Annotated in this window: 19 protein-coding genes; 10 read left to right on the top strand and 9 right to left on the bottom strand. The window is 59.5% G+C overall.

Going from position 1 to position 24084, the window contains the following annotated elements; genetic code table 11:
• Positions 1–46 precede the first annotated feature (46 nt).
• On the top strand, positions 47–673 hold the full coding sequence (locus tag ACZ6J2_RS09670) for a glutathione S-transferase family protein (RefSeq protein ID WP_039261465.1): 627 nt from the start codon (positions 47–49) through the stop codon (positions 671–673).
• On the opposite strand, the gene ACZ6J2_RS09675 is transcribed toward ACZ6J2_RS09670, so the two are convergent.
• Positions 674–1792: a PQQ-dependent sugar dehydrogenase gene (locus ACZ6J2_RS09675; protein WP_471725574.1), complete on the bottom strand. Its 1119-nt coding sequence runs from the start codon at positions 1790–1792 to the stop codon at positions 674–676.
• A gap of 106 nt (positions 1793–1898) precedes the next feature.
• Complete coding sequence (bssR, locus tag ACZ6J2_RS09680) at positions 1899–2282, bottom strand: biofilm formation regulator BssR (RefSeq protein ID WP_023310914.1); 384 nt, start codon at positions 2280–2282, stop codon at positions 1899–1901.
• 216 nt (positions 2283–2498) lie between these two features.
• On the opposite strand from bssR, the gene rimO reads away from it, so the two are divergent.
• Positions 2499–3824: a 30S ribosomal protein S12 methylthiotransferase RimO gene (gene rimO, locus ACZ6J2_RS09685; protein ID WP_023310913.1), complete on the top strand. Its 1326-nt coding sequence runs from the start codon at positions 2499–2501 to the stop codon at positions 3822–3824.
• 63 nt (positions 3825–3887) lie between these two features.
• On the opposite strand, the gene gsiD is transcribed toward rimO, so the two are convergent.
• Genes gsiD through iaaA form a run of 5 tightly spaced genes read right to left on the bottom strand, consistent with a single transcriptional unit; the run spans position 3888 to position 10110 of the window.
• Positions 3888–4799 carry a glutathione ABC transporter permease GsiD gene (gene gsiD / locus ACZ6J2_RS09690; protein ID WP_024908682.1) on the bottom strand — a complete coding sequence of 304 codons (912 nt, stop codon included), beginning with the start codon at positions 4797–4799 and terminating at the stop codon, positions 3888–3890.
• A 1-nt stretch (position 4800) separates the two neighbouring features.
• Entirely contained in the window at positions 4801–5721 is a 921-nt protein-coding gene (gene gsiC / locus ACZ6J2_RS09695; protein ID WP_471725576.1) for a glutathione ABC transporter permease GsiC, read from the bottom strand.
• A 5-nt stretch (positions 5722–5726) separates the two neighbouring features.
• Positions 5727–7265 (bottom strand): glutathione ABC transporter substrate-binding protein GsiB, encoded by a 1539-nt coding sequence (gsiB, locus tag ACZ6J2_RS09700; RefSeq protein WP_252047379.1) that lies wholly within the window; start codon positions 7263–7265, stop codon positions 5727–5729.
• 23 nt (positions 7266–7288) lie between these two features.
• Positions 7289–9160, bottom strand: a complete 1872-nt coding sequence (gene gsiA / locus ACZ6J2_RS09705; protein ID WP_325760214.1) for a glutathione ABC transporter ATP-binding protein GsiA — start codon at positions 9158–9160, stop codon at positions 7289–7291.
• Between the two features lie 11 nt (positions 9161–9171).
• On the bottom strand, positions 9172–10110 hold the full coding sequence (iaaA, locus tag ACZ6J2_RS09710) for a beta-aspartyl-peptidase (protein ID WP_471725578.1): 939 nt from the start codon (positions 10108–10110) through the stop codon (positions 9172–9174).
• Positions 10111–10298: 188 nt separating this feature from the next.
• On the opposite strand from iaaA, the gene moeA reads away from it, so the two are divergent.
• Together moeA and moeB are read left to right on the top strand one after the other, a co-directional pair.
• Positions 10299–11531, top strand: a complete 1233-nt coding sequence (gene moeA, locus ACZ6J2_RS09715; RefSeq protein ID WP_471725580.1) for a molybdopterin molybdotransferase MoeA — start codon at positions 10299–10301, stop codon at positions 11529–11531.
• A 1-nt stretch (position 11532) separates the two neighbouring features.
• On the top strand, positions 11533–12285 hold the full coding sequence (gene moeB / locus ACZ6J2_RS09720) for a molybdopterin-synthase adenylyltransferase MoeB (RefSeq protein WP_471725582.1): 753 nt from the start codon (positions 11533–11535) through the stop codon (positions 12283–12285).
• An 89-nt stretch (positions 12286–12374) separates the two neighbouring features.
• Here the strand turns inward: moeB and fsa are convergent, their stop codons facing one another.
• Positions 12375–13037, bottom strand: coding sequence for a fructose-6-phosphate aldolase (gene fsa, locus ACZ6J2_RS09725; protein WP_471725583.1), 663 nt, complete (start codon positions 13035–13037; stop codon positions 12375–12377).
• A gap of 128 nt (positions 13038–13165) precedes the next feature.
• Here fsa and ACZ6J2_RS09730 point away from each other — a divergent pair, with 128 nt between their 5' ends.
• From ACZ6J2_RS09730 to ACZ6J2_RS09745, 4 genes are all read left to right on the top strand, one after another.
• Complete coding sequence (locus ACZ6J2_RS09730) at positions 13166–14065, top strand: glycyl-radical enzyme activating protein (RefSeq protein ID WP_471725585.1); 900 nt, start codon at positions 13166–13168, stop codon at positions 14063–14065.
• Between the two features lie 4 nt (positions 14066–14069).
• Positions 14070–16502 carry a formate C-acetyltransferase/glycerol dehydratase family glycyl radical enzyme gene (locus tag ACZ6J2_RS09735; protein WP_471725587.1) on the top strand — a complete coding sequence of 811 codons (2433 nt, stop codon included), beginning with the start codon at positions 14070–14072 and terminating at the stop codon, positions 16500–16502.
• Between the two features lie 166 nt (positions 16503–16668).
• Positions 16669–17484 carry a Cof-type HAD-IIB family hydrolase gene (locus ACZ6J2_RS09740; protein WP_047061452.1) on the top strand — a complete coding sequence of 272 codons (816 nt, stop codon included), beginning with the start codon at positions 16669–16671 and terminating at the stop codon, positions 17482–17484.
• A gap of 149 nt (positions 17485–17633) precedes the next feature.
• A complete protein-coding gene (locus ACZ6J2_RS09745) occupies positions 17634–18890 on the top strand; it encodes a DUF1479 domain-containing protein (protein ID WP_471725589.1) in 1257 nt (418 codons plus the stop codon).
• Here ACZ6J2_RS09745 and ACZ6J2_RS09750 read toward each other — a convergent pair.
• A complete protein-coding gene (locus ACZ6J2_RS09750; protein WP_471725591.1) occupies positions 18887–19960 on the bottom strand; it encodes a LacI family DNA-binding transcriptional regulator in 1074 nt (357 codons plus the stop codon). The two genes, ACZ6J2_RS09745 and ACZ6J2_RS09750, sit on opposite strands and share 4 nt — an antisense overlap.
• A gap of 288 nt (positions 19961–20248) precedes the next feature.
• On the opposite strand from ACZ6J2_RS09750, the gene ACZ6J2_RS09755 reads away from it, so the two are divergent.
• Both ACZ6J2_RS09755 and ACZ6J2_RS09760 read left to right on the top strand, forming a co-directional pair.
• A complete protein-coding gene (locus tag ACZ6J2_RS09755) occupies positions 20249–21550 on the top strand; it encodes an MFS transporter (protein WP_471725593.1) in 1302 nt (433 codons plus the stop codon).
• Positions 21551–21567: 17 nt separating this feature from the next.
• Positions 21568–23931: a glycoside hydrolase family 31 protein gene (locus ACZ6J2_RS09760; protein WP_471725594.1), complete on the top strand. Its 2364-nt coding sequence runs from the start codon at positions 21568–21570 to the stop codon at positions 23929–23931.
• Positions 23932–24084: the final 153 nt, after the last annotated feature.

A 24084-nucleotide genomic window follows, 5' to 3' on the forward strand; every position in this document is an offset into this window, starting at 1 on the left:
ACCATGGCGAAAGCTGACCCGGATTCACAACTCATCAGGAGTAAATATGATTACGCTATGGGGCAGGAACAACTCGACCAACGTTAAGAAAGTGCTCTGGACGCTCGAGGAGCTGGATTTACCGTTCAATCAAATCATGGCCGGCATGTCGTTCGGCGTGAACAAAGAGGCCGACTATCTGGCGATGAACCCGAACGGCCTGGTGCCGCTGCTGCGCGATGATGAAACAGACGCGACGCTTTGGGAATCCAATACCATTGTGCGTTACCTTGCCGCTCAGTACGGTCAGGGCCGCCTGTGGGTGGAAAGCCCAGCCCGTCGCGCCCAGGGTGAAAAGTGGATGGACTGGGCGAATCAGACACTATCGCCAACCCACCGCGTGATCCTGATGGGGTTAGTCAGAACCCCTGAAGCCGAGCGCGACTACCCTGCCATTCATGCCGCTCAGGATGCGTGTGAAAACCTGTTTGCGATGATGGATGACGAACTGGCGAAGCACGCCTGGTTCTCCGGTGAAGCGTTCGGCGTGGGCGATATTGCCGTGGCGCCGTTCGTCTGGAACCTGACCAACCTCGGCCTGAAGTGGACGCCGCGCCCTCATCTTGAGCGCTGGCTAAAACAGCTGAGCGATCGCCCGGCGTACCGCAACGTGGTAATGATCCCGGTCACCTGATTACGCACCGGACGGGCTGACTTTTAACAGCTGCCCGTCCGTCTCGTCGGTCAGCACATATAAATAGCCGTCCGGCCCCACCCGCACATCGCGAATACGTTGATTCCGATCGCCCAGGATTCGCCCGTCTTCCGTCACCTTATTACCCTCCACGCTCAGCACAATAACGTCCTTTTCCTTCAGCGCCCCAATAAACAGCTTGTTTTTCCACTGCGGGAAAACGTCGCTGTTGTAGAACGCCATGCCGCTCACCGCAGGTGACACTTTCCAGACGAACAGCGGTTTTTCGGTTCCCTCAACGTGCTCGCCTTTGGCTTCTGGAATTTTCAGACCGCTGTAGTTAATGCCGTGCGTCGCCAGCGGCCAGCCGTAGTTCTTTCCTTTTTCCGGAATGTTGATCTCATCCCCGCCGCGCGGGCCGTGCTCGTTCAGCCACAGCGTGTCGCTCCAGGGATTCATCGCCATCCCCTGCGGGTTGCGAATGCCGTAGGACCAGATTTCGGGTCGCGCGCCGGGAGTATTCACAAAGGGGTTATCCGGCGGCACTTTTCCGTCTTCGGTGAGGCGCACGACTTTACCCTGCAATTTATCCAGATCCTGCGCCGTCGGACGCTGGTTATTCTCGCCGAGTCCGATAAAGAGCGAGCCTTTACCGTCGAACACCAGTCGCCCGCCAAAATGGTTTCCGGTGGAGAGTTTCGGCATCTGGCGGAACACTACCTGGAAAGCTTCAATGCGCGTCAGATCGTCGCTCAATCGGCCATAGCCCACCGCCGTTCCGGCCTTGCCGTCACTCCCTGCTTCGGCGAAGCTCAGCCAGATGCGGCGCGATTTTTCAAAATCCGGGGCGAGGGCCACGTCCAGCAATCCTCCCTGACCGTTTGCCCAGACCTTCGGCACGCCGACAATCGGATCGGACAGCCCTTTTCCGGCCTGCCAGCGTTTGAGCTGACCGCCCTTCAGGGTCACCAGCAGGCCTTTATTGTTGGGCAGGAACGCCAGAGACCAGGGGCGATCGAGTTTATTTTGCAGCACCTCGACCTTGACCGCCTCTGGGGCAGCAAAAAGCGAAAACGGAATGAACAGCGCAGGCAGGGAAATTAGCGAGGATCGAGGCATAACGCGCTCCTTTATCGGCATATGGCATAAAGGTTAGCCACTGCATCCGGGCGCGTTACCACTTTTACAAAAGCTTAATCAGAAGGGGGAGTTGCCTCCCCCTGGGTCAGTGCTGTTCAAGCTTCTCGTGCTCGTTCAGGCACATGATGCATAGAGAGAGCGTGGTCAGGCAGTTTTCAAGCTTCTCCGCGTTAACAGCGATAAAATTCGGGCAGTCGTGGCGTCCGTTCATCAAACATACCCCAGCGATGGAAAGTACCTCAGCGGCGCGGCGCAGGGCGATCAGCTCACTTTCGCCGTACTTCGCCTTCAGGGTCGGTGCTTTTTCACGCATGAAATTGCAAAGTTCAAACAGGTTATCACGCAGATGTTCGCTTTCGCTGACTGACATATACCCTTTCGCCTTCCTCAACTGCAGGTACGCGGCGAGGTCGATTCGGGCGTTGATCAGCTTGTTAAGCAGATCGCGTTTTAGTCTGTCAACGGTCATGCTCTTTCCTCCTCTGTCAGCCATTGTGCATAGTCAGGATAAGTTCATTTTTTGTACAGTTTAATGCCTGGGATCAATTTTTATTAACTGATTAACATTATTTACAATGTTACAACGTCTGCCCGACGCATCCGCCTTGCAAAGAGTGTATAAATCCCCCGCGATACGCTGTAAAATCCCGCCCTGATAACTCCATAATTGATGAATTTTTAACCTATGAGCAATGTTACGCACCAGCCGAAAATCGGCTTCGTCTCCCTGGGCTGCCCGAAAAACCTCGTGGATTCCGAACGCATCCTGACCGAACTGCGCACCGAGGGCTATGACGTGGTGCCAAGCTACGACAACGCCGATATGGTGATCGTGAACACCTGCGGGTTTATCGACAGCGCGGTTCAGGAGTCACTGGAAGCCATCGGTGAAGCCCTGACGGAAAACGGCAAAGTGATTGTTACCGGCTGTCTGGGCGCGAAAGAAGACCAGATCCGCGAAGTGCACCCGAAGGTGCTGGAGATCACCGGTCCGCACAGCTACGAGCAGGTGCTGGAACATGTTCATCACTACGTGCCAAAACCAAAGCACAACCCGTTCCTGAGCCTGGTGCCAGAGCAGGGCGTGAAGCTGACGCCGCGCCACTACGCTTACTTAAAAATTTCCGAAGGCTGCAACCATCGCTGCACCTTCTGCATCATTCCGTCCATGCGTGGGGATCTGGTGAGCCGTCCGATTGGCGAAGTGCTGGCGGAAGCTAAACGTCTGGCCGACGCGGGCGTGAAGGAGCTGCTGGTCATCTCCCAGGACACCTCGGCTTACGGCGTGGACGTTAAACACCGCTCCGGTTTCCACAACGGCGAGCCGGTGAAAACCAGCATGGTCGGCCTGTGCGAACAGCTGTCTAAGCTCGGTATCTGGACGCGTCTGCACTACGTCTACCCGTACCCGCACGTTGACGACGTGATCCCGCTGATGGCGGAAGGCAAAATTCTGCCGTACCTGGATATCCCGCTGCAGCACGCCAGCCCGCGTATCCTGAAGCTGATGAAGCGTCCCGGCTCCGTTGATCGCCAGCTGGCGCGCATCAAGCAGTGGCGTGAAATCTGCCCGGATCTGACCCTGCGCTCCACCTTCATCGTCGGCTTCCCGGGTGAAACCGAAGAAGACTTCCAGATGCTGCTCGACTTCCTGAAAGAAGCGCGTCTGGACCGCGTAGGCTGCTTCAAGTACAGCCCGGTAGAAGGCGCAACCGCCAACGAGCTGGCGGACCAGGTGCCGGAAGAGGTGAAAGAAGAGCGCTGGAACCGCTTCATGCAGCTGCAGCAGCAGATCTCTGCCGAGCGTCTGCAGGAAAAAGTGGGCCGCGAGATCATGGTCATCGTTGATGAAGTGGACGAAGAAGGCGCGATTGGCCGCAGCATGGCCGATGCCCCGGAAATCGACGGCGCGGTGTACCTGAACGGCGAAACCAACGTTAAGCCGGGTGATATTATTCGCGTGAAGGTTGAAAACGCGGACGAGTATGACCTGTGGGGTAGCCGGGTTTAATCTCCCCACTCCTCTGTTGTAGGCCGGGTAAGGCGTAGCCGCCGCCCGGCACATTTCTCTGCACTACCCCTTAATCCTCGGATCCAGCGCGTCGCGCAGCCCGTCACCCAGCAGGTTAAACGCCAGCACGGTGAGGAAAATAGCCAGACTCGGGAAGATCGCCACGTGCGGTGCAATCACCATATCCGCCCTCGCCTCATTCAGCATCGCGCCCCACTCCGGCGTCGGAGGCTGTGCGCCTAACCCCAGAAACGACAGGCTGGCCGCCGAGATAATCGACACGCCGATACGCATGGTGAAATAGACCACGATGGACGACACCGTACCCGGCAGAATATGGCTGAACAGGATGGTGGCGTCGCTGGCACCCATGCTGCGGGCGGACTCGATAAAGGTCTGCTGTTTCAGCACCAGCGTGTTGCCGCGCACCAGACGCGCAAACGCCGGAATCGAAAAGACCGCGACCGCAATGATGACGTTCGCCATGCCGCTGCCCATGATCGCCACCACGGCAATCGCCAGCAGAATGCCGGGGAAAGCAAACAGCACGTCGCAGATGCGCATGATGATGCGGTCCCACCAGCCTTCGTAATACCCGGCAACGAGGCCCAGCACGGTACCGATGGCCGCGCCGATCAGCACCGCGAACACCCCGGCGGCAAGCGAAATCTGCGCCCCGACCAGCACGCGGCTAAAGATATCGCGCCCGAGGGAGTCCACGCCGAACCAGTGCAGCATCGACGGTCCGTCGTTCAGACGGTCGTAGTCAAAATAGTTTTCAGCATCAAACGGCGCCACCCACGGCGCAATCACCGCCACCGCAATCAGCAGCAGCACAAACAGCCCCGCGGTCATCGCGACCGGCTGGCGGCGAAAACGCCGCCAGAATTCAGACCACGGGGTGCGGACGTGGTCCGGTTTTAGCCCCGGCATGGCGTTTAAAACGGCCTGACGTCGCCAGTTCAACAATCGCATCTTACTTGTACCTGATGGCCGGGTTAATGGCGGCGTAGAGCACGTCCACCACTAAGTTGATAAGAATAAACTCCAGCGAAAAAAGCAGGACTTCCGCCTGAATCACCGGGTAGTCGCGCATCTCGACGGAATCGACCAGCAGGCGTCCCAGCCCCGGCCAGTTGAAGACCTTTTCCACGACGATCGAGCCGCCGAGCAGGAAGCCAAACTGCAGCCCCATCATCGTCACCACCGGGATCATCGCATTGCGAAAGCCGTGCTTAAGAATGACCCACTTCTCGCTGACCCCTTTCGCCCGCGCGGTGCGAATATAATCTTCGCTCAGCACGTCAACGAACGAGGCGCGGGTAAAGCGCGCCATCACCGCCGAAACGGCAGCGCCCAGCGTCATGGAAGGCAGGATGTAATGCTTCCAGGTATCGGCCCCGACGGTCGGCAGCCAGCCCAGTTCGACGGAGAAGACCTGCATCAGCAGCATCCCCAGCGCGAACGCCGGGAAGGAGATGCCGGTCACCGCCAGCGCCATGCCGAGCTTGTCCGGCCAGCGGTTGCGCCAGACGGCCGCGATAATCCCGGCGCCAAGCCCAAACACGACCGCCCAGCTCATGCTGGCTATCGTTAACCAGAATGTCGGTATAAAGCGACTGGCAATCTCCTCCGACACAGGACGGCGCGACACCATCGAAATACCAAAATCGCCCTGCAGAACGTTACAGATATAGTGGATAAACTGCATATACAGCGGCTGGTCGAGGCCAAGCTGCTTACGCACCAGGTCAATAACGGTGGCATCCGCCTCAGGCCCGGCGACCAGACGCGCCGGATCGCCCGGCAGCATATGGACAAACAAAAACACCAGGACCGCCACAATCAGCAGCGTCGGAATAAGCCCCAGCAGGCGTTTACAAACATAATTCAGCATGAGGTTTATTTTAAATCCGCATCGTCAAAGCTAAAGCCCGTGTCCGGCATGATGTAGAACCCGGTCAACGCTTTGTTATGGGCTGACACCAGTTTCTCCACCACCAGCGGCACCCACGGTGACTCTTTCCAGATAATATCCTGCGCGTCTTTGTAGAGGCGCGCCTTCTCTTCCGGTTTGGTGGTTTTCAGGGCATCGGCCAGGTCTTTATCCACCTGCGGATTGCTGTAAAACGCGGTGTTGAACAGGGTTGGCGGCCAGTTCTGCGAGGCAAACAGCGGCGACAGCGCCCAGTCGGCTTCACCGGTTGAGGCCGTCCAGCCGGTGTAGAACATCCGAACGCCGCTCTCTTTCTGCCCTTTCCCCTCCACTTCTGCCGCACGCTGTCCGGCATCCATTGCGGTGACCTGTACCTTGATACCCACCTGCGCCAGCTGCTGCTGGGTAAACTGCAGCACCTTCTGGGCGGTACTGTGATTATGCGAGGACCACAGCGTGGTGCTGAAACCGTTCGGGAAGCCCGCCTCTTTCAGCAGCTCGCGCGCTTTAGCCGGATCGTACGGCCACGGCTGATAGCTTTGCGCATAGGCGATCGCCGGCGGCAGCACGCCGGTGGCCGGAGTGGCATAGCCGGCAAAGGCGACCTTCACCAGCGCCTGACGGTTAATGGCGTAGTTGATGGCTTCACGCACCTTCGGGTTATCGAACGGCTTTTGCGTGACGTTCATGCTGATGTAGCGCTGCATGATTGACGGGCTGGCGACCAGCTCCAGCTTGCTGTTTTTCTGCAAAATGGCGGCCTGCTCATACGGGATCGGGAAGGCAAACTGCGCCTCGCCGGTTTGCAGCATCGCCGCGCGGGTGTTGTTGTCCACCACCGGACGCCAGGTGATAGTGTCGAGCTTCGGCAGCCCCTGCTGCCAGTATCCGGCGAATTTCTTCACCTTTACATAATCGGTCTGGTTCCAGGTGAGCAGTTCGTAAGGGCCGGTGCCAACAGGGTGGAAGCCGATCTCCTTGCCGTATTTCTTCAGCGCGGCAGGGGAAATCATCGCCGTTGCCGGATGCGCCAGAATATTGATAAACGCGGAGAACGGCTCTTTCAGGGTGATTTTGACCGTCGCCGGGTCGACCACCTCGGTGCTGGCGATATTTTTATACAGGTTATAGCGCTTGAGGCTATTTTCCGGATTGCTGGCGCGGTCCAGGTTAACCTTCACCGCCTCCGCATTGAAGTCTGTCCCGTCCTGGAACTTCACGCCGGTTCTGAGCTTGATGGTATACACCAGCCCGTCCTCGGATACGGTGTACCCCTCCGCCAGCACGTTTTTGAGCTTCATCTCTTTATCGAGGCCAAACAGGCCCTGATAGAACGATTTCGCCACCGCCTGAGAGAGCGTGTCGTTAGCGTCATACGGATCGAGCGTGGTGAAATTCGAGCCGACGGCAACCACCACGTCTTTGGCAGCGAACGCGGGGGCAGCGGCCAGGGCTGCCGTCACGCTCGCGGCTAACAACCATCTACGCGCTACAAATGTAACCATTGTGTTCTCCTGCCTGTTGTAAGTTATAACCGCGAAAAAGCGTTGTCCTGTCGCGGGGGAGCGACGAAATGACCCGGCTCGACCTCGCGCAGCGTCACGCGCTCTACGGCCTCGCCGCGTTTATGAATATTGCTCGGCATTTCATCCTGCAGCAGCACGCGCTGGCCGTGACGATGCGCGGGATCGGCAACCGGGACCGCCGCGATAAGCTTGCGGGTGTACGGGTGCAGCGGGTTTTCAAACACCGCCCTTCGCGGCCCAATCTCCACGATCTGCCCCATAAACATCACCGCCACGCGATGGCTGATGCGCTCGACCACCGCCATATCGTGCGAGATAAACAGAAAGGCGATTCCCATATCCCGCTGTAAATCCAGCAACAGGTTGATGATTTGCGCCCGGATAGAGACATCCAGCGCCGAGACGGACTCATCGGCAATCACCACTTTCGGGTTCAGCGCCAGCGCGCGGGCGATGCAGATACGCTGCCGCTGTCCGCCGGAAAACTCGTGCGGATAACGCCAGGCGTGCTCCGGCTTCAGGCCGACGCGCTCCAGCAGCCAGGCCACGCGACGCTGGGCCGCTTCGCCGTCGAGCAGGTTATGCACCCGCAGCGGCTCCATGATCGAATACCCCACCGTGTGGCGCGGATCGAGAGAGGCATACGGGTCCTGGAAAATAAACTGAATATCCCGCCGCACCGCCTGCAGCTTGCTGTCCGGAAGGGTATCAATGCGCTCGCCGTTAAAGGTAATGCTGCCTTCCTGTGATTCCACCAGACGGAGCAACGCGCGTCCGGTGGTGGATTTACCGCAGCCGGACTCCCCCACCAGCGCCAGCGTTTCGCCCGGCCAGAGATCGAAGCTGACGTTTTCCACCGCGTGCACTTCGCGCTTAACGCGGTTCAGTATGCCGCTGCGCAGCGGAAAACGGGTGACCAGATCGCGCACTTCCAGAATGGGCTTACCAGGCACCACGGTGTCCTGCTCGCGCTCATCCTCCTGCTGCTCAGACGCCTCAAGAGAAATCAGGGGGAAGCGGCGCGGCAAATCGCTGCCGTTCATCGCCCCCAGGCGCGGAACCGCCGCCAGCAGCGCTTTGGTGTAAGGATGCACGGGCGCGTGAAAAATCTGCTCGACCGGGCCGGTTTCCACCGCGCTGCCTTTGTGCATCACCAGCACCCGATCGGCTATATCGGCGACTACGCCCATATCGTGGGTGATGAAAATCACCCCCATCTCCATCTCCTGCTGCAGCACTTTAATGAGCTGCAGGATCTGCGCCTGAATCGTCACGTCCAGCGCCGTCGTCGGTTCATCGGCGATCAGCACCGCCGGACGGCAGGAGAGCGCCATGGCAATCATGACGCGCTGACGCATGCCGCCGGAAAGCTGATGCGGGTAGCGACCCAGAATGGCCTGCGCCTCCGGAATGCGCACCAGCTCCAGCATCCGTCGGGCCTCTTTAAGCGCTTCATCGCCGCTCAGCCCCTGATGCAGGCGGATGGACTCGGCGATTTGTTCCCCGACCGGGAAAACCGGGTTCAGGGAGGTCATCGGCTCCTGAAAGATCATCGCAATGTCCGCCCCGCGCACGCCCTGCATCTGCGAACCGCTCAGCTCATTTAAATCAATAACCTGACGGTTACGGCGGCGCAGGAGCATTTTCTCGCTGCTGATTTGCCCGCCCGTCTGTTCCAGCAGGCGCATCAGCGCCAGCGCGGTGACCGATTTACCGGAGCCGGACTCGCCAACAATCGCCAGCGTCTCGCCGCGCCTGAGCGTGAACGATAAATTCTGTACTGCGGGGATGAACTGCCGCTCTTCCTGAAACGCAATATTGAGCTGATGGACAGCCAGCACTTCGCGGTTGTCCAGTTCTTCACTGTGCGGCACGCGCTGCCCCCTTATTCACGATAGATGCCCGTGCTCGGTTCATCACCGGCATAACCCCAGGCGCGATACATGCCTTCGCTGTTGAACGGCAGAGCCACGTTGCCCTCACGATCCACCGCAATCAACCCGCCGACACCGCCCAGGGCGGGCAGTTTCTCCATCACCACGCGCTCGCAGGCTTCGCTGAGGCTTAAACCGCCGTAATCCATCAGCGCGGTGATGTCGTAGGCCGCGAGGGCGCGGATAAACACTTCCCCGGTTCCGGTACAGGACACGGCGGCCGTGGCGTTGTTGGCATAGCAGCCGGCGCCCGGCAGCGGGCTATCGCCGACGCGCCCGGGCAGCTTGTTGGTCATCCCGCCCGTTGAGGTTGCCGCCGCGAGGTTTCCGGCCTTATCCAGCGCCACCGCGCCGACCGTGCCCATTTTGGTGGTTTCATCCAGCGGCGCTGTATGGTCAAGCTGCGTCATGCCCGCCGAACGAGCCTCCAGCAGCTGCTGATAGCGCTCCTCCGTGGAAAACAGATCCGGCGATACCGGTTCCATCCCGTGCCCGAAGGCAAACGCCTCTGCCCCGGCCCCCGTCAGCAGCACGTGCGGACTCGCCTCCATCACCAGGCGCGCCGCCAGCACCGGATTACGCAGATGACTCACGCCCGCCACGGCGCCCGCTTTCAGGGTAATACCGTCCATCACGCAGGCATCCAGCTCGTGCGTTTCATCCCGGGTAAAGACCGAACCGATCCCCGCGTTAAACAACGGGCACTCTTCCAGCAGGCGCACCGCCTCGGTGACCACATCCAGCGCGCTTTCGCCCGCTTCCAGCATTTTCTGACCCGTTTCCACAATGGCGTAAAGCGCGTCGATATAGCGCTTTTCCTGCTCGGGACTGAGCTGTGCTCGGGTGATTGCCCCGGCGCCACCATGAATTGCGATTACCGCATTAACCATTCGCATCACCCGTTAGCCTGATTTGCGGCTTTTTCTATAAATATCATTATCGTCGATGAAACTTCAGATGATTTTTGAATATAGAAAGACGTAACTGTGATGTAAAGCGTACACCCATCGGGTCATACAGTTAGCCGCACTTTTCTGCCATAATGACCGCTTTCGTTGTTACTCCGCAGGAGCCCACCATGGATTTTACCGCCGGACTGATGCCGCTTGAGACGGCACTCACGCAGATGCTTGACCGAGTTTCCCCGCTGCATGACGTTGAGACGCTGCCCCTCGTGCGCTGTTTTGGCCGTATTGCCGCGCGCGATATCGTCTCTCCGCTTAACGTGCCGGGGTTTGATAATTCCGCGATGGACGGTTACGCGGTACGCCTGGCGGATCTCCAGACGGGTAACGCCCTGCCGGTGGCGGGTAAAGCCTTTGCGGGCCAGCCGTTTAGCGGTGAATGGCCTGCGGGCACCTGCGTGCGCATCATGACCGGCGCGCCGGTTCCGGCCGGCTGCGACGCCGTGGTGATGCAGGAAGAGACCGAACAGACCGACAACGGCGTGCGTTTTACCGCGAACGTTAAAGCGGGCCAGAACATCCGCCGCACGGGCGAAGATATCACCCTTGGCGCGACGGTCTTTTCTGCCGGGCAGAAGCTGACGGCAGGTGAGCTACCGGTGCTGGCGTCGCTCGGCGTGGCTGAAATCGACGTTATCCGTAAAGTGCGCGTGGCCGTTTTCTCCACCGGCGACGAACTTCAGCTTCCGGGCCAGCCGCTGCAGGAGGGCCAGATTTACGATACCAACCGCCTGGCGGTACACCTGATGCTTGAGCAGCTGGGCTGCGAGGTGATTAACCTCGGCATTATTCCTGACGATCCGGAAAAACTGCGCGCCGCGTTTATCGAGGCGGATAACGCTGCCGACGTGGTCATCAGCTCCGGCGGCGTCTCCGTGGGCGAAGCGGATTACACCAAAACCATCCTTGAAGAGCTGGGCGAAATCGCCTTCTGGAAGCTGGCCATCAAGCCGGGAAAACCGTTCGCGTTTGGCAAGCTGCAACACAGCTGGTTCTGTGGCCTGCCGGGTAATCCGGTCTCGGCGGCACTCACCTTCTACCAGCTGGTGATCCCGCTGCTGGCGAAGCTTTCCGGCAACAGCGCCAGCCCGCTGCCGGAACGCCAGCGCGTGCGCGCCGCCACGCGCCTGAAAAAATCGCCGGGTCGTCTCGATTTCCAGCGCGGCATCCTGGCGCGCAACGCGGACGGAGAGCTGGAAGTGAGCACTACCGGGCACCAGGGCTCACACATTTTCAGCTCCTTCAGCCAGGGCAACTGCTTTATCGTGCTGGAGCGCGAGCGCGGCAATGTGGAAGCAGGTGAGTGGGTTGAGATCGAGCGTTTTAACCACCTGTTCGGAGGCTGACATGACGGTGGAGCTGAGCGACCCGGAGATGATGCGCTACAACCGCCAGATTGTGCTGCGCGGGTTTGATTTCGAGGGCCAGGAAGCGCTTAAGACAGCAAGCGTGCTGGTTGTCGGTCTGGGCGGTCTGGGCTGCGCCGCCGCGCAGTATCTTGCGGCGGCGGGAGTGGGCAGGATGACGCTGCTGGATTTCGATACCGTATCGGTGTCCAACCTGCAGCGCCAGACGCTGCACAGCGACGCGACGGTTGGACAGCCGAAAGTGGACTCTGCCCGCACGGCGCTGGCGCGCATCAACCCTAATTGTGAATTCACCCTGATTGACGCGATGCTGGATGACGGCGCGCTGTCCGCGCAGATTGCGCAGCATGACCTGGTGCTGGACTGCACCGATAACGTCGCCGTCCGTAACCAGCTGAATGCGGGCTGTTTCGCCCACAAAATCCCGCTGGTCTCCGGCGCGGCGATCCGCATGGAGGGGCAAATCAGCGTCTTCACGTACGCGGAAGGTGAACCCTGCTACCGCTGCCTGAGCCGCCTGTTCGGCGAGAACGCCCTGACCTGCGTTGAGGCGGGCGTGATGGCGCCGCTGGTCGGCGTGATTGGCTCCCTGCAGGCGATGGAAGCGATCAAGGTGCTGGCGCGCTACGGCACGCCTGCCGCGGGGAAAATCGTGATGTATGACGCGATGACCTGCCAGTTCCGCGAGATGAAGCTGATGCGTAACCCGGGGTGTGAGGTTTGCGGAGGTTAAAGCAAACGGCAACCTTCAGGTTGCCGTTTTAGTGTTTGCTCCCTCTCCCTGTGGGAGAGGGTTGGGGTGAGGGCATCAGGCCGCCCCCGTCAGATCGACATCCGTCCAAACGCCCCCTGCCAGTCCTGCTCAAACTTCACAATCGCCGCATCCACGGCCGGAGACGTAATAAACTGCTGCGCCACGTCCAGCGGCAGCGTGATGGACTCGCACCCTGCCAGCAGGCAGTCCAGCGCCTGACGCGGCGTTTTGAAGCTCGCGGCCAGCACCTTTGACTGCGGGGCGTGCAGCGTCAGCAGCTGTTGCAGCTCAATCACCGTCTGGATCCCATCCCCGCCCTGCGCGTCCACGCGGTTGACGTAAGGGGCCACATACTCCGCCCCCGCCAGCGCGGACAGCATTCCCTGCGCGGCACCGTACACCGCCGTACCCAGCGTCGGGATCCCTTCCGCTTTCAGCATTTTAATGGCCGCCAGCCCTTCTGCGGTCACCGGCACTTTCACCACCAGATCGTTAATAATGGCGCGCAGCTTACGTGCGTCCTCCACCATCCCTTCGGCGGTGGTCGCCATCACCTGGGCGAACAGACGGCCTTTACCACCCAGCGCGTCATGCAGCGCGGGCAGCAGCTCGTCGAGCGGCGTTTTACCTGCCGCCACAATGCTTGGGTTGGTGGTCACGCCCGCCAGCGGGAAGATACGCGCCAGCTTTTTGACTGCCGCAACGTCAGATGTGTCGAGATAAAGTTCCATGATGTCACCCTCAAAATTAGCCTGCACTTACCCTATCACGACAAAACCTGCTCAAGAGTTGACCTGCATCAAGATAACTTTCATTCGAAAGTCATTTAATCTTCATATGCAATACGAGAGGCGAAATCATGATCTTCAATATTCAGCGTTACTCTACCCACGACGGCCCCGGTATTCGAACCGTGGTGTTCCTGAAAGGCTGCTCGCTAGGCTGTCGCTGGTGCCAGAACCCGGAAAGCCGCTCCCGCAGCCGGGACGTGCTGTTTGATGCACGCCTGTGCCTGGACGGCTGTGACCTGTGCCAGCAGGCGGCACCGGGCTGCATCGAACGCGCGCTGAATGGCCTGGTTATCCACCGCGAGAAGCTTGATGAAGCCACGCTCAACGCCCTTACTGACTGCTGCCCGACGCAGGCGCTGACCGTCTGCGGTGAAGAGCAGCAGGTCGAGGAGATCATGGCGACCGTACTGCGCGACAAACCCTTCTACGACCGCAGCGGCGGCGGGATCACCCTCTCCGGCGGCGAGCCGTTTATGAACCCTGAGCTGGCGCACGCCCTGTTTAAAGCCAGCCACGAACAGGAGATCCACACCGCCGTCGAAACCTGCCTTCACGTACCGTGGCACTATATCGAGCCGTCATTACCGTACGTCGATCTGTTCCTCGCCGACCTGAAGCACGTCGACGGTGAGGTGTTTAAACAGTGGACGGATGGTTCGGCCAAGCGGATCCTGGATAACCTGAAGCGCCTTGCCGCCGCCGGGAAAAAAATCACCATTCGCGTGCCGCTAATCCAGGGCTTTAACGCCGATGAAGCGTCCATCACCGCCATTACAAACTTCGCCGCCGACGAGCTCGGCGTCGACGATATTCATTTTCTGCCGTATCACACGCTGGGCATGAACAAATACACCCTGCTCGGCCAATCCTACTCTGCCCCTGACAAACCGCTGGATAACCCTGCACTGCTGGCCTTCGCGCAGCAATACGCCTGCCAGAAAGGGTTAACCGCGACCTTACGAGGATAAACCTATGACGACCCTGAATCTCAACACCCTCAGCGAGCGCATTAAGGCGCACAAAACGGCGCTGGTGCATATCGTCAAGCCGCCGGTCTGTACCGAGCGCGCGCAGCATTACACCGAAATGTACCAGCAGCACATGGACAAGCCGATCCCGGTACGTCGCGCTCTGGCGCTGGCGCATCACCTGGCTGAACGCACCATCTGGATCAAACACGACGAGCTGATTATCGGTAACCAGGCAAGCGAAGTGCGCGCCGCGCCGATTTTCCCGGAATACACCGTCTCCTGGATTGAGAAAGAGATCGACGATCTGGCGGACCGCCCGGGCGCGGGCTTTGCGGTGAGCGAAGAGAACAAGCGCGTGCTGCACGACATCTGCCCGTGGTGGCGCGGCCAGACGGTGCAGGATCGCTGCTACGGCATGTTCACCGACGAGCAGAAAGGCCTGCTGGAAACCGGCATTATCAAAGCCGAAGGCAACATGACCTCCGGCGACGCGCACCTGGCGGTCAACTTCCCGCTGGTGCTGGAAAAAGGCCTCGACGGCCTGCGCGCTAAGGTGGCGGAACGCCGCTCGCGCATCAACCTGACGGTGCTGGAAGACCTGCACGGCGACCAGTTCCTGAAGGCGATCGATATCGTGCTGGAAGCCGTAAGCCTGCACATCAAACGCTTTGCCAATCTGGCGCGTGAAATGGCGTCCACCGAAACCCGCGAAAGCCGCCGCGACGAGCTGCTGGCGATGGCGGAAAACTGCGACGTGATTGCCCACGAGCCGCCAAAAACCTTCTGGCAGGCGCTGCAGCTGTGCTACTTCATTCAGCTGATCCTGCAGATTGAATCAAACGGCCACTCCGTCTCCTTCGCGCGTATGGACCAGTATCTCTATCCTTACTACCGCCGCGACGTGGAGCTTAACCAGAGCCTCGACCGCGAACACGCTATCGAGCTGCTGCACAGCTGCTGGCTGAAGCTGCTGGAAGTGAACAAAATCCGCTCCGGCTCGCACTCCAAGGCTTCCGCCGGTAGCCCGCTGTACCAGAACGTCACCATCGGCGGCCAGAAGCTGGTCAACGGCGAGCCGATGGACGCGGTGAACCCGCTCTCCTACGCGATTCTGGAATCGTGCGGCCGCCTGCGCTCCACCCAGCCGAACCTGAGCGTGCGCTACCACGCGGGCATGAGCAACGACTTCCTCGACGCCTGCGTGCAGGTGATCCGCTGCGGCTTCGGGATGCCCGCGTTCAACAACGATGAAATCGTCATTTCGGAATTCATCAAGCTCGGCGTTGAACGAGACGACGCCTACGACTACGCGGCCATTGGCTGTATCGAAACCGCGGTGGGCGGCAAGTGGGGCTACCGCTGCACCGGCATGAGCTTTATCAACTTCGCCCGCGTGATGCTGGCCGCGCTGGAAGGCGGCCGCGACGCCACCAGCGGCAAGGTGTTCCTGCCGCAGGAGAAAGCGCTCTCCGCCGGTAACTTCGACAACTTCGACGAAGTGATGGCGGCATGGGACAGCCAGATCCGCTACTACACCCGCAAATCCATCGAGATTGAGTACGTGGTGGATACCATGCTGGAAGAGAACGTCCACGACATTCTCTGCTCGGCGCTGGTGGACGACTGCATCGAACGCGCGAAAAGCATCAAGCAGGGCGGCGCGAAGTACGACTGGGTCTCCGGCCTGCAGGTGGGCATCGCCAACCTCGGCAACAGCCTGGCGGCGGTCAAGAAGCTGGTGTTCGAACAGGGCACTATCGGTCAGCAGCAGCTGGCGGCCGCCCTGGCGGATGACTTCGACGGGCTGACTCACGAGCAGCTGCGCCAGCGTCTGATTAACGGTGCGCCGAAGTACGGCAACGACGACGACAGCGTGGACATGCTGCTGACGCGCGCCTATCAGACCTACATCGAAGAGCTGAAGCAGTACCACAACCCGCGCCACGGCCGCGGCCCGATTGGCGGTAACTACTACGCGGGCACCTCTTCCATCTCCGCAAACGTGCCGTTTGGCGCGGCAACGATGGCCACGCCGGACGGACGTAAGGCGCACACCCCGCTGGCGGAAGGAGCAAGCCCGGCCTCCGGTACGGACCACCTCGGCCCGACCGCGGTAATTGGCTCGGTGGGTAAACTGCCGACGGAAGCGATTCTCGGCGGCGTGCTGCTGAACCAGAAGCTGAACCCGTCGACGCTGGAAAACGACAGCGATCGCCAGAAGCTGATGGTGCTGCTGCGCACCTTCTTCGAGGTGCATAAGGGCTGGCATATCCAGTACAACATCGTCTCGCGCGAAACGCTGCTGGAAGCGAAGAAACATCCTGACCAGTATCGTGACCTGGTGGTGCGCGTCGCGGGCTACTCGGCGTTCTTCACCGCCCTGTCGCCGGATGCGCAGGACGATATTATCGCCCGTACTGAGCACACGCTGTAACGGCATATCCCCTCACCCCGACTCTCTCCCACGGGGAGAGGGAGAAAACACTAACAACGGCAACCACGGTTGCCGTTTTGCTTTTACTTTCGAATGAAATTAAATTTGTGCTCCCCGTCACCTTGTTATTAGAATGTTTCAAAACGCAGTGACCCAGGAGCACAGTATGACCGTTAAAGTTATCGTCACCGATATGGACGGAACTTTCCTTGATGATGCCAAGCAGTACGATCGTGACCGCTTCCAGGCACAGTTTGAACAGCTTAAAGCCCGCGACATTGAATTCGTTGTCGCCAGCGGCAACCAGTATTACCAGCTCATCTCCTTCTTTCCGGCGCTGAAAGACAGGATCTCCTTCGTGGCGGAAAACGGCGCGCTGGTGTTCGATCGCGGCGAACAGATTTTCCACGGCGAGCTGACGCGTCATGAATCGCAAATCGTGATTGGCGAACTGCTGAAGGACAAAGGGCTGAACTTCGTGGCCTGCGGGCTGGAGAGCGCCTGGGTCAGCGACCAGGCTCCTGAAGAATTCGTGGCGCTGATGTCAAAGCACTATCACCGCTTAAAGCGCATCAGCGATTACCGCGAAATTGACGACGTACTGTTTAAGTTCTCTCTGAACCTGCCGGACAGCGATATCCCTAATCTGGTGGATAAACTGCACGTCTCCCTGGACGGCATCATGAAGCCGGTCACCAGCGGTTTTGGATTCGTGGATTTGATTATCCCCGGCCTGCACAAGGCCAACGGCATTAGCCGTCTGCTGAAACGCTGGAAAATCTCCCCGCAGGAGTGCGTGGCCATTGGCGACAGCGGCAACGATGCCGAGATGCTGAAGCTGGTGAAATATTCCTTTGCGATGGGCAACGCGGCAGAGAGCATCAAAGAAATCAGCCGCTACGGCACCGACGACAACAACCATCAGGGCGCGCTGAACGTCATTCAGGCCGTGCTCGACAACCATTCCCCGTTCGACGTCTGATCCTCTCCTCGCCGGAGCGTCGCTCCGGCCTCTCACTCTTTTTCCGACCTGTGGCTTGCGTCAAGTTTTTAAACTTGCATTAACTTATTTTTAACTTAAAGTATCACTTGTAGACATTTTTACTTTCGAATGAAAGATGCGAGGCAGTTATGACCTTTACCAGTGAAACTTTGCCAGCGGATCACAAAGCGGCAATCCGTCAGTTAAAACGTGAGCTGCGCGCGCAGATCGGCGACGTGCAGGCGGTGTTTAATAAGCTCAGCGACAAAATTGCCACCCGTGTGGCGGAAATCAACGCGCTTAAGAACAAAGGCGAATCCGTCTGGCCGGAGATCCCGTTTGCGGATGTGAAAAACGGCACCATTACCGACGCACAGCGCGAGGCCGTTAAACGCCGCGGCTGCGCGGTGATTAAAGGTCATTTCCCGCGCGAGCAGGCGCTGGCGTGGGATCAGTCGATGCTCGACTACCTCGATCTGAACAAGTTTGACGAGGTCTACAAAGGCCCGGGCGATAACTTCTTCGGCACCCTGACGGCCTCTCGTCCGGAGATTTACCCGATTTACTGGTCTCAGGCGCAGATGCAGGCGCGCCAGAGCGAAGAGATGGCGCAGGTGCAGTCGTTCCTGAACCGTTTATGGACATTCGAGAGCAACGGCAAACAGTGGTTCGACCCGGACGTGAGCGTCATCTACCCGGACCGTATCCGCCGCCGCCCGCCGGGAACGACCTCGAAAGGGCTTGGGGCGCATACCGACTCCGGCGCGCTGGAGCGCTGGCTGCTTCCGGCTTATCAACAGGTGTTTGCCCGCGTGTTTGACGGCAACGTCGATAAGTACGATCCGTGGAACGCCGCGCACCGTACCGAAGTGGAAGAGTACACCGTCGATAACACCACTAAATGCTCGGTGTTCCGCACCTTCCAGGGCTGGACGGCGCTGTCGGATATGATCCCAGGTCAGGGGCTGCTGCACGTCGTGCCAATCCCGGAAGCGATGGCCTACATTCTGCTGCGTCCGCTGCTGGACGACGTGCCGGAAGACGAGCTGTGCGGCGTGGCGCCGGGGCGCGTGCTGCCGGTTTCAGAGAAATGGCACCCGCTGCTGATCGAGGCGCTGACCAGCATTCCGGCACTCGATGCGGGCGATTCCGTGTGGTGGCACTGCGATGTGATCCATTCCGTCGCGCCGGTGGAAAATCAGCAGGGCTGGGGCAACGTGATGTACATTCCTGCCGCGCCGATGTGCGAGAAAAACCTCGCCTACGCGAAAAAGGTCAAGGAAGCGCTGGAAACCGGCGCGTCGCCGGGAGACTTCCCGCGCGAGGATTATGAAAAAAGCTGGCAGGACAGCTTTACCGTGAACGATCTCAACATCCACGGCAAGCGCGCGCTGGGCATGGTTTAACTGTCATACAGCCCTTCCCGCTCCACGGCGGTGCGTCGTTTCCCCTGACGTATCCGCCGTACCGATTCCCGCACGGCCAGCGTGCCGTTAAGCAGTAACGTCCCGACCGGTGCGTCCGGGCGCATAAGCCGCTGCTGGAGCATATAAACCGCTTCTGTTCCCAGCTCATCGCGCGGAACGTGCACCGCCGTTAATGGAACATCCTGAATCGCCGCCAGGTTAAAGCCGTCAATGCTCATCACCGACACGTCCTGCGGCACGCGCAGGCCGTGGTTTTGTAATGCGCTAATGGTGCCCGCCGCCATAAAGTCGCCGCCGACCAGGAACGCGGTAGGTAAATCCTTCCCCTGCATTTCACTGAGCCAGCTGCTGACCATCTGTTCCGTTTCGCGCGCACTGAAGCTGGGCACCACCAGCAGATCGCGTTTATCGTTGAATTTCAGGTTGTGAGACTGCCACGCGTCGCGGATTCCCGCCAGGCGCAGCTCCATAGTATAGCGGCGCAGGCACAGCACGTTCATCACCTCACGGTGTCCCATCTCGAACAGATATTCCGCCGCCCGTTCGCCAATGGCGCGATGATCCGGCGCGACGGCAGGCAGACACATGTGCCGGTCGCGGCAGTTAATCAGCATGCAGGGTTTACCGACGTCCACTGCCAGATCGTGGATATGGGGATCGTCGATGCCAAGAAGGATTGCCGCCTGGGTGTCCGCTTCGTTCATGCGCGCCAGAAACAGCTGGGCGTCGCTGTCGTTCTCCTCCAGCGCGCAGTAGCGAAGACGCACATCGTGGGACGCCAGGCCTTTACTCACGCTCTGGATCACGCGGTAGTAAAAGATGTCGGACCGCTCGTCAAACGCCCGCTGCGGGGCAAAAACCACCAGGCTGTTAAGCAGCAGACGCCCTGCCGCCATGCCGTCCATGACCCCCAGCTCCCGCGCGCACGCCAGCACCTTTGCGCGTGCTTTCTCACTGGTATTCGCTTTTCCCGCCAGCACCCGCGACACGGTGCTGATCGAGAGCTGCGTCCGGGCCGCGATTTCGGTGATTTTTAGCCTTTTGTCCATTTTGTGATCTGGCTCCATTTGCGAAATGAAAAAATTTTCATAGCGTACTGGTCAGGCAATAGCTGACATAAAGGCCATCATGCCAGAGGGTTTACGTCAGTTATGAGAAATTTTGCACAAAATCCACTTTTGCCCACTCATTTTCTTCCTTAAGGTGAACTTGTCACACAACTTCCATACTAGTTGTATAGCAACTTAAGCATTTTAAACGGATAGAAATCAAAGGCATAAAAATCCGTGTGACACCTGAACCTCCGTCCCCTTACCGTCCGTCTTGTGGAGAGTAAAATGAGTCAGGACATCAATAACACCGTAGCGACAAGCAAAACCCGTCGCGTCATCAAGAACCTGCGCTGGTACGTGCTGGTGCTGTTCTTACTTGGCGTCACCGTTAACTACATCACCCGTAACTCACTCGGGATCCTCGCCCCGGAACTGAAAGAGAGCCTCGGGATCACCACCGAGCAATACTCCTGGATCGTCGGTGCGTTCCAGATCGCCTATACCATTTTCCAGCCCCTGTGCGGCTGGCTGATTGACGTCATCGGCCTGAAGATTGGCTTTATGGTCTGCGCCGGGATCTGGGCGCTGATGTGTATTTTCCACGCGGGCGCCGGAAGCTGGCTGCACCTCGCTATTCTGCGCTTCTTTATGGGTGCCTCTGAGGCCGCCGCTACCCCGGCGAACGCCAAAACCATCGGCGAATGGTTCCCGAAATCAGAGCGACCTGTTGCCGCCGGCTGGGCTGGCGTGGGCTTCTCCATCGGCGCAATGCTGGCCCCGCCTATCATCTACTTTGCTCACGCCTCGTTCGGCTGGCAGGGCGCGTTTATGTTTACCGGCGTGCTGGCGCTGCTGTGGGTGATCCTCTGGTGGGCGTTCTACCACAACCCGGAGCAGCACCCGAACCTGGGCAAGGACGAGCTGGCATTTATCAAGCAGGATAACGAACCGCCTGCGGTGAAACTGCCTTTCCTGACCGCGCTGAAAACCGTCTCGAAAAACAAACGCTTCTACGGTATCGCCATCCCGGCCTTTATGGCGGAACCGGCCTGGGCGGTGCTGAGCTTCTGGGTGCCGCTGTACCTCGCCAAAGAGCACGGCATGGACCTGAAGCAGATTGCGATGTTTGCCTGGCTGCCGTTCCTCGCCGCCGACCTCGGCAGCGTGGCGAGTGGCTACCTGACGCGTCTGTACACCAGTCTGTTCGGCTGCTCGCGCGTTAACTCGGTCGTTGCCAGCTCCGTGACGGGCGCGTTCCTGATGATCTCTCTGGGTATCGTGGCCCTTACCCGCGACCCGTATATCACCATCGTGCTGATCTCCATCGGCGGCTTCGGGCACCAGATTATCTCCTGCATGCTGAGCGCCCTGGTCGTTGAGTCGTTCGACAAAGGCCAGATGGCGACCGTAAACGGCATGCGCGGCTCTGCGGCGTGGATCGCCAGCTTTCTGTTCTCGCTGTTAATCGGTGTGACCGCCGACAAAATCGGCTTTAACCCGCTCTTTATTGCCATGGGCTTCTTTGACCTGATTGGCGCTGTCTTCCTGGTAGCATTTATTGCTGAACGTCGCGCCAAGCGCGCCTGATAGTGGATGTATTGCATATGAAAACCCTGAAAAACTGGACCCTGGATACGCAGTCGGCAAACCATCTGGAACTGCTGGTCGAAAACCAGCACCGCCTGTGCCTGTATGTGCTGGAAGAGAACCTGTTCCGCGTGCTGATCAAACGCAAAGGCGAGCTGGCGCTGGACCGCACCTGGAGCATCGCGCCGGAAAAAGACGTGCCCTGGGAAGGCCGCCGTCGTGACGATATAAGCGGTTTCTCCTGCCCGGCCTGGACCCTGACGCAACAGGATGAGACGCTCACGGTGGCAACCGAACAGCTGCGCGTAACGGTCCACCAGCCGCTGTGGCTGGAGTGGCACTACCGCAATGAAGCGGGCGAGTGGCAGCCGCTGGTCAACGACCGTCCAACCAGCGCCTACCTGCTGAACGCCCACGGCGACGGCGTGGCGCACTACCTCAGCCGCCGCAAGGACGAACGTTTCTACGGCCTGGGCGAAAAAGCGGGCGATCTGCAGCGCAACGGCAAGCGGTATGAGATGCGTAACCTCGACGCAATGGGGTACAACGCGGCCAGCACCGACCCGCTCTACAAGCATATTCCGTTCACCATCACCCGCCGCGACGACGTCAGCTACGGCCTGTTCTATGACAACCTGAGCAGCTGCTGGCTGGATCTGGGTAACGAAATCGACAACTACCACACCGCCTATCGTCGCTGGCAGGCGGAAGCGGGCGATATCGATTACTACATCTTTACCGGCACGCGCGTGCTGGACGTCACCAAAGCCTTCGTGCGCCTGACCGGGAAAACGCTGTTCGGACCGAAATGGAGCCTGGGCTACAGCGGCTCGACCATGCACTACACCGACGCGCCGGACGCCCAGAACCAGCTGATGAACTTCATCCGCCTGTGCGAAGAGCACGCCATCCCGTGCGACTCGTTCCAGCTCTCCTCCGGCTATACCTCCATCAACGGCAAGCGCTACGTCTTTAACTGGAACTATGACAAGGTGCCGCAGCCGAAGGTGATGAGTCAGGCGTTCCACGACGCGGGGCTGAAGCTGGCGGCAAACATCAAGCCGTGCCTGCTGCAGGACCATCCGCGCTATAACGAAGTGGCGGAGAGCGGCCTGTTCATTCGCGATTCAGAAACCGATGCTCCGGAACGCTCCAGCTTCTGGGATGACGAAGGCTCGCACCTCGACTTTACCAACCCGCAGACGGTGCAGTGGTGGCAGAACGGCGTGACCACGCAGCTGCTGGAGATGGGCATCGACTCTACCTGGAACGACAACAACGAATATGAAGTGTGGGACGGAGAAGCGCGCTGCTTTGGCTTCGGCAAGGAGATCGCCATCAAGCACATTCGCCCGGTGATGCCGCTGCTGATGATGCGCGCCTCGCTGGAAGCGCAGCAGCGTTTCGCGCCGGAAAAACGTCCGTACCTGATCTCCCGCTCCGGCTGCGCCGGGATGCAGCGCTACGTTCAGACCTGGAGCGGCGACAACCGCACCAGCTGGGACACCCTGCGCTATAACATCCGCATGGGGCTGGGCATGAGCCTGTCCGGCCTGTTCAACGTCGGCCATGACGTCGGCGGTTTCTCCGGCGACAAGCCTGACGCCGAGCTGTTCGTGCGCTGGGTGCAGAACGGCGTGATGCACCCGCGCTTTACCATTCACTCGTGGAACGATGACCACACCGTGAACGAGCCGTGGATGTACCCGGGCGTCACGCCAGCCATTCGCGGCGCGGTTGAGCTGCGCTACCGCCTGCTGCCGTACCTCTATACCCTGCTCTGGCAGGCGCACGCCGACGACGAGCCGATGCTGCGCCCGACCTTCCTCGACCACGAGCACGATGCGCAGACGTTTGAGGAGTGCGATGACTTCCTGCTGGGCCGCGACCTGCTGGTCGCCAGCGTCGTCGAAGCCGGGCAGCGCGAGCGCCGCGTCTGGCTGCCGGATAACACCACCGGCTGGTATGATTTTTACACCCTCGCGTGGTATGCGGGCGGCCAGTCAATCGTTCTCGACGCGCCGCTGGAAAAACTGCCGCTGCTGGTGCGCGCCGGGGCCGGTCTGCCGCTGAGTGAACGCATTACCCACGTGTCCGCTGAAAAAGACAACACTCGCGAGCTGAAGCTGTTCCCGGTGAAGGGCGTCGGCACGACCACCGGAATGCTGTTTGAAGACGACGGCGAAAGCTGGGGCTACCAGAACGGCAATGCGCTGTGGGTGGAGTGGGAAATGGTGTGCGACGGCGCAACCATCAACCTGAAGGTTAACGCGCGCGGGGATTATCGTCCGGCGTGGAAGGTGCTGAAGGTGACGCTGCCTGCAGGGGAAAAACGTACGCTGCTGGTGAACGGGGTTGAAGGAGACGAGTGGGTGGTCTAGTGCGGCCTGATGCCCTCACCCTAACCCTCTCCCACGGGGAGAGGGAATAAAGGCACGACCCCTTTCCCTAAGTATTTCGCGCTGCAGGAAGGCGGCAAACCTGTGAATCCCCGGGAGCTTACATAAGTAAGTGACCGGGGTGAACAGGTGAAG

Source organism: Enterobacter sp. E14S (assembly GCF_055666685.1).

What these genes read in the sequence shown, in the direction of transcription:
- ACZ6J2_RS09735 (WP_471725587.1), top strand. Translation starts at nt 14,070, where the DNA reads ATGACGACCCTGAATCTCAACACCCTCAGCGAGCGCATTAAGGCGCAC.
- ACZ6J2_RS09745 (WP_471725589.1), top strand. Translation starts at nt 17,634, where the DNA reads ATGACCTTTACCAGTGAAACTTTGCCAGCGGATCACAAAGCGGCAATC.
- fsa (WP_471725583.1), bottom strand. Translation starts at nt 13,037, where the DNA reads ATGGAACTTTATCTCGACACATCTGACGTTGCGGCAGTCAAAAAGCTG.
- ACZ6J2_RS09740 (WP_047061452.1), top strand. Translation starts at nt 16,669, where the DNA reads ATGACCGTTAAAGTTATCGTCACCGATATGGACGGAACTTTCCTTGAT.
- moeA (WP_471725580.1), top strand. Translation starts at nt 10,299, where the DNA reads ATGGATTTTACCGCCGGACTGATGCCGCTTGAGACGGCACTCACGCAG.
- ACZ6J2_RS09670 (WP_039261465.1), top strand. Translation starts at nt 47, where the DNA reads ATGATTACGCTATGGGGCAGGAACAACTCGACCAACGTTAAGAAAGTG.
- gsiD (WP_024908682.1), bottom strand. Translation starts at nt 4,799, where the DNA reads ATGCGATTGTTGAACTGGCGACGTCAGGCCGTTTTAAACGCCATGCCG.
- ACZ6J2_RS09675 (WP_471725574.1), bottom strand. Translation starts at nt 1,792, where the DNA reads ATGCCTCGATCCTCGCTAATTTCCCTGCCTGCGCTGTTCATTCCGTTT.
- moeB (WP_471725582.1), top strand. Translation starts at nt 11,533, where the DNA reads ATGACGGTGGAGCTGAGCGACCCGGAGATGATGCGCTACAACCGCCAG.
- ACZ6J2_RS09755 (WP_471725593.1), top strand. Translation starts at nt 20,249, where the DNA reads ATGAGTCAGGACATCAATAACACCGTAGCGACAAGCAAAACCCGTCGC.
- ACZ6J2_RS09730 (WP_471725585.1), top strand. Translation starts at nt 13,166, where the DNA reads ATGATCTTCAATATTCAGCGTTACTCTACCCACGACGGCCCCGGTATT.
- ACZ6J2_RS09760 (WP_471725594.1), top strand. Translation starts at nt 21,568, where the DNA reads ATGAAAACCCTGAAAAACTGGACCCTGGATACGCAGTCGGCAAACCAT.
- bssR (WP_023310914.1), bottom strand. Translation starts at nt 2,282, where the DNA reads ATGACCGTTGACAGACTAAAACGCGATCTGCTTAACAAGCTGATCAAC.
- gsiC (WP_471725576.1), bottom strand. Translation starts at nt 5,721, where the DNA reads ATGCTGAATTATGTTTGTAAACGCCTGCTGGGGCTTATTCCGACGCTG.
- rimO (WP_023310913.1), top strand. Translation starts at nt 2,499, where the DNA reads ATGAGCAATGTTACGCACCAGCCGAAAATCGGCTTCGTCTCCCTGGGC.
- ACZ6J2_RS09750 (WP_471725591.1), bottom strand. Translation starts at nt 19,960, where the DNA reads ATGGACAAAAGGCTAAAAATCACCGAAATCGCGGCCCGGACGCAGCTC.
- gsiB (WP_252047379.1), bottom strand. Translation starts at nt 7,265, where the DNA reads ATGGTTACATTTGTAGCGCGTAGATGGTTGTTAGCCGCGAGCGTGACG.
- iaaA (WP_471725578.1), bottom strand. Translation starts at nt 10,110, where the DNA reads ATGGTTAATGCGGTAATCGCAATTCATGGTGGCGCCGGGGCAATCACC.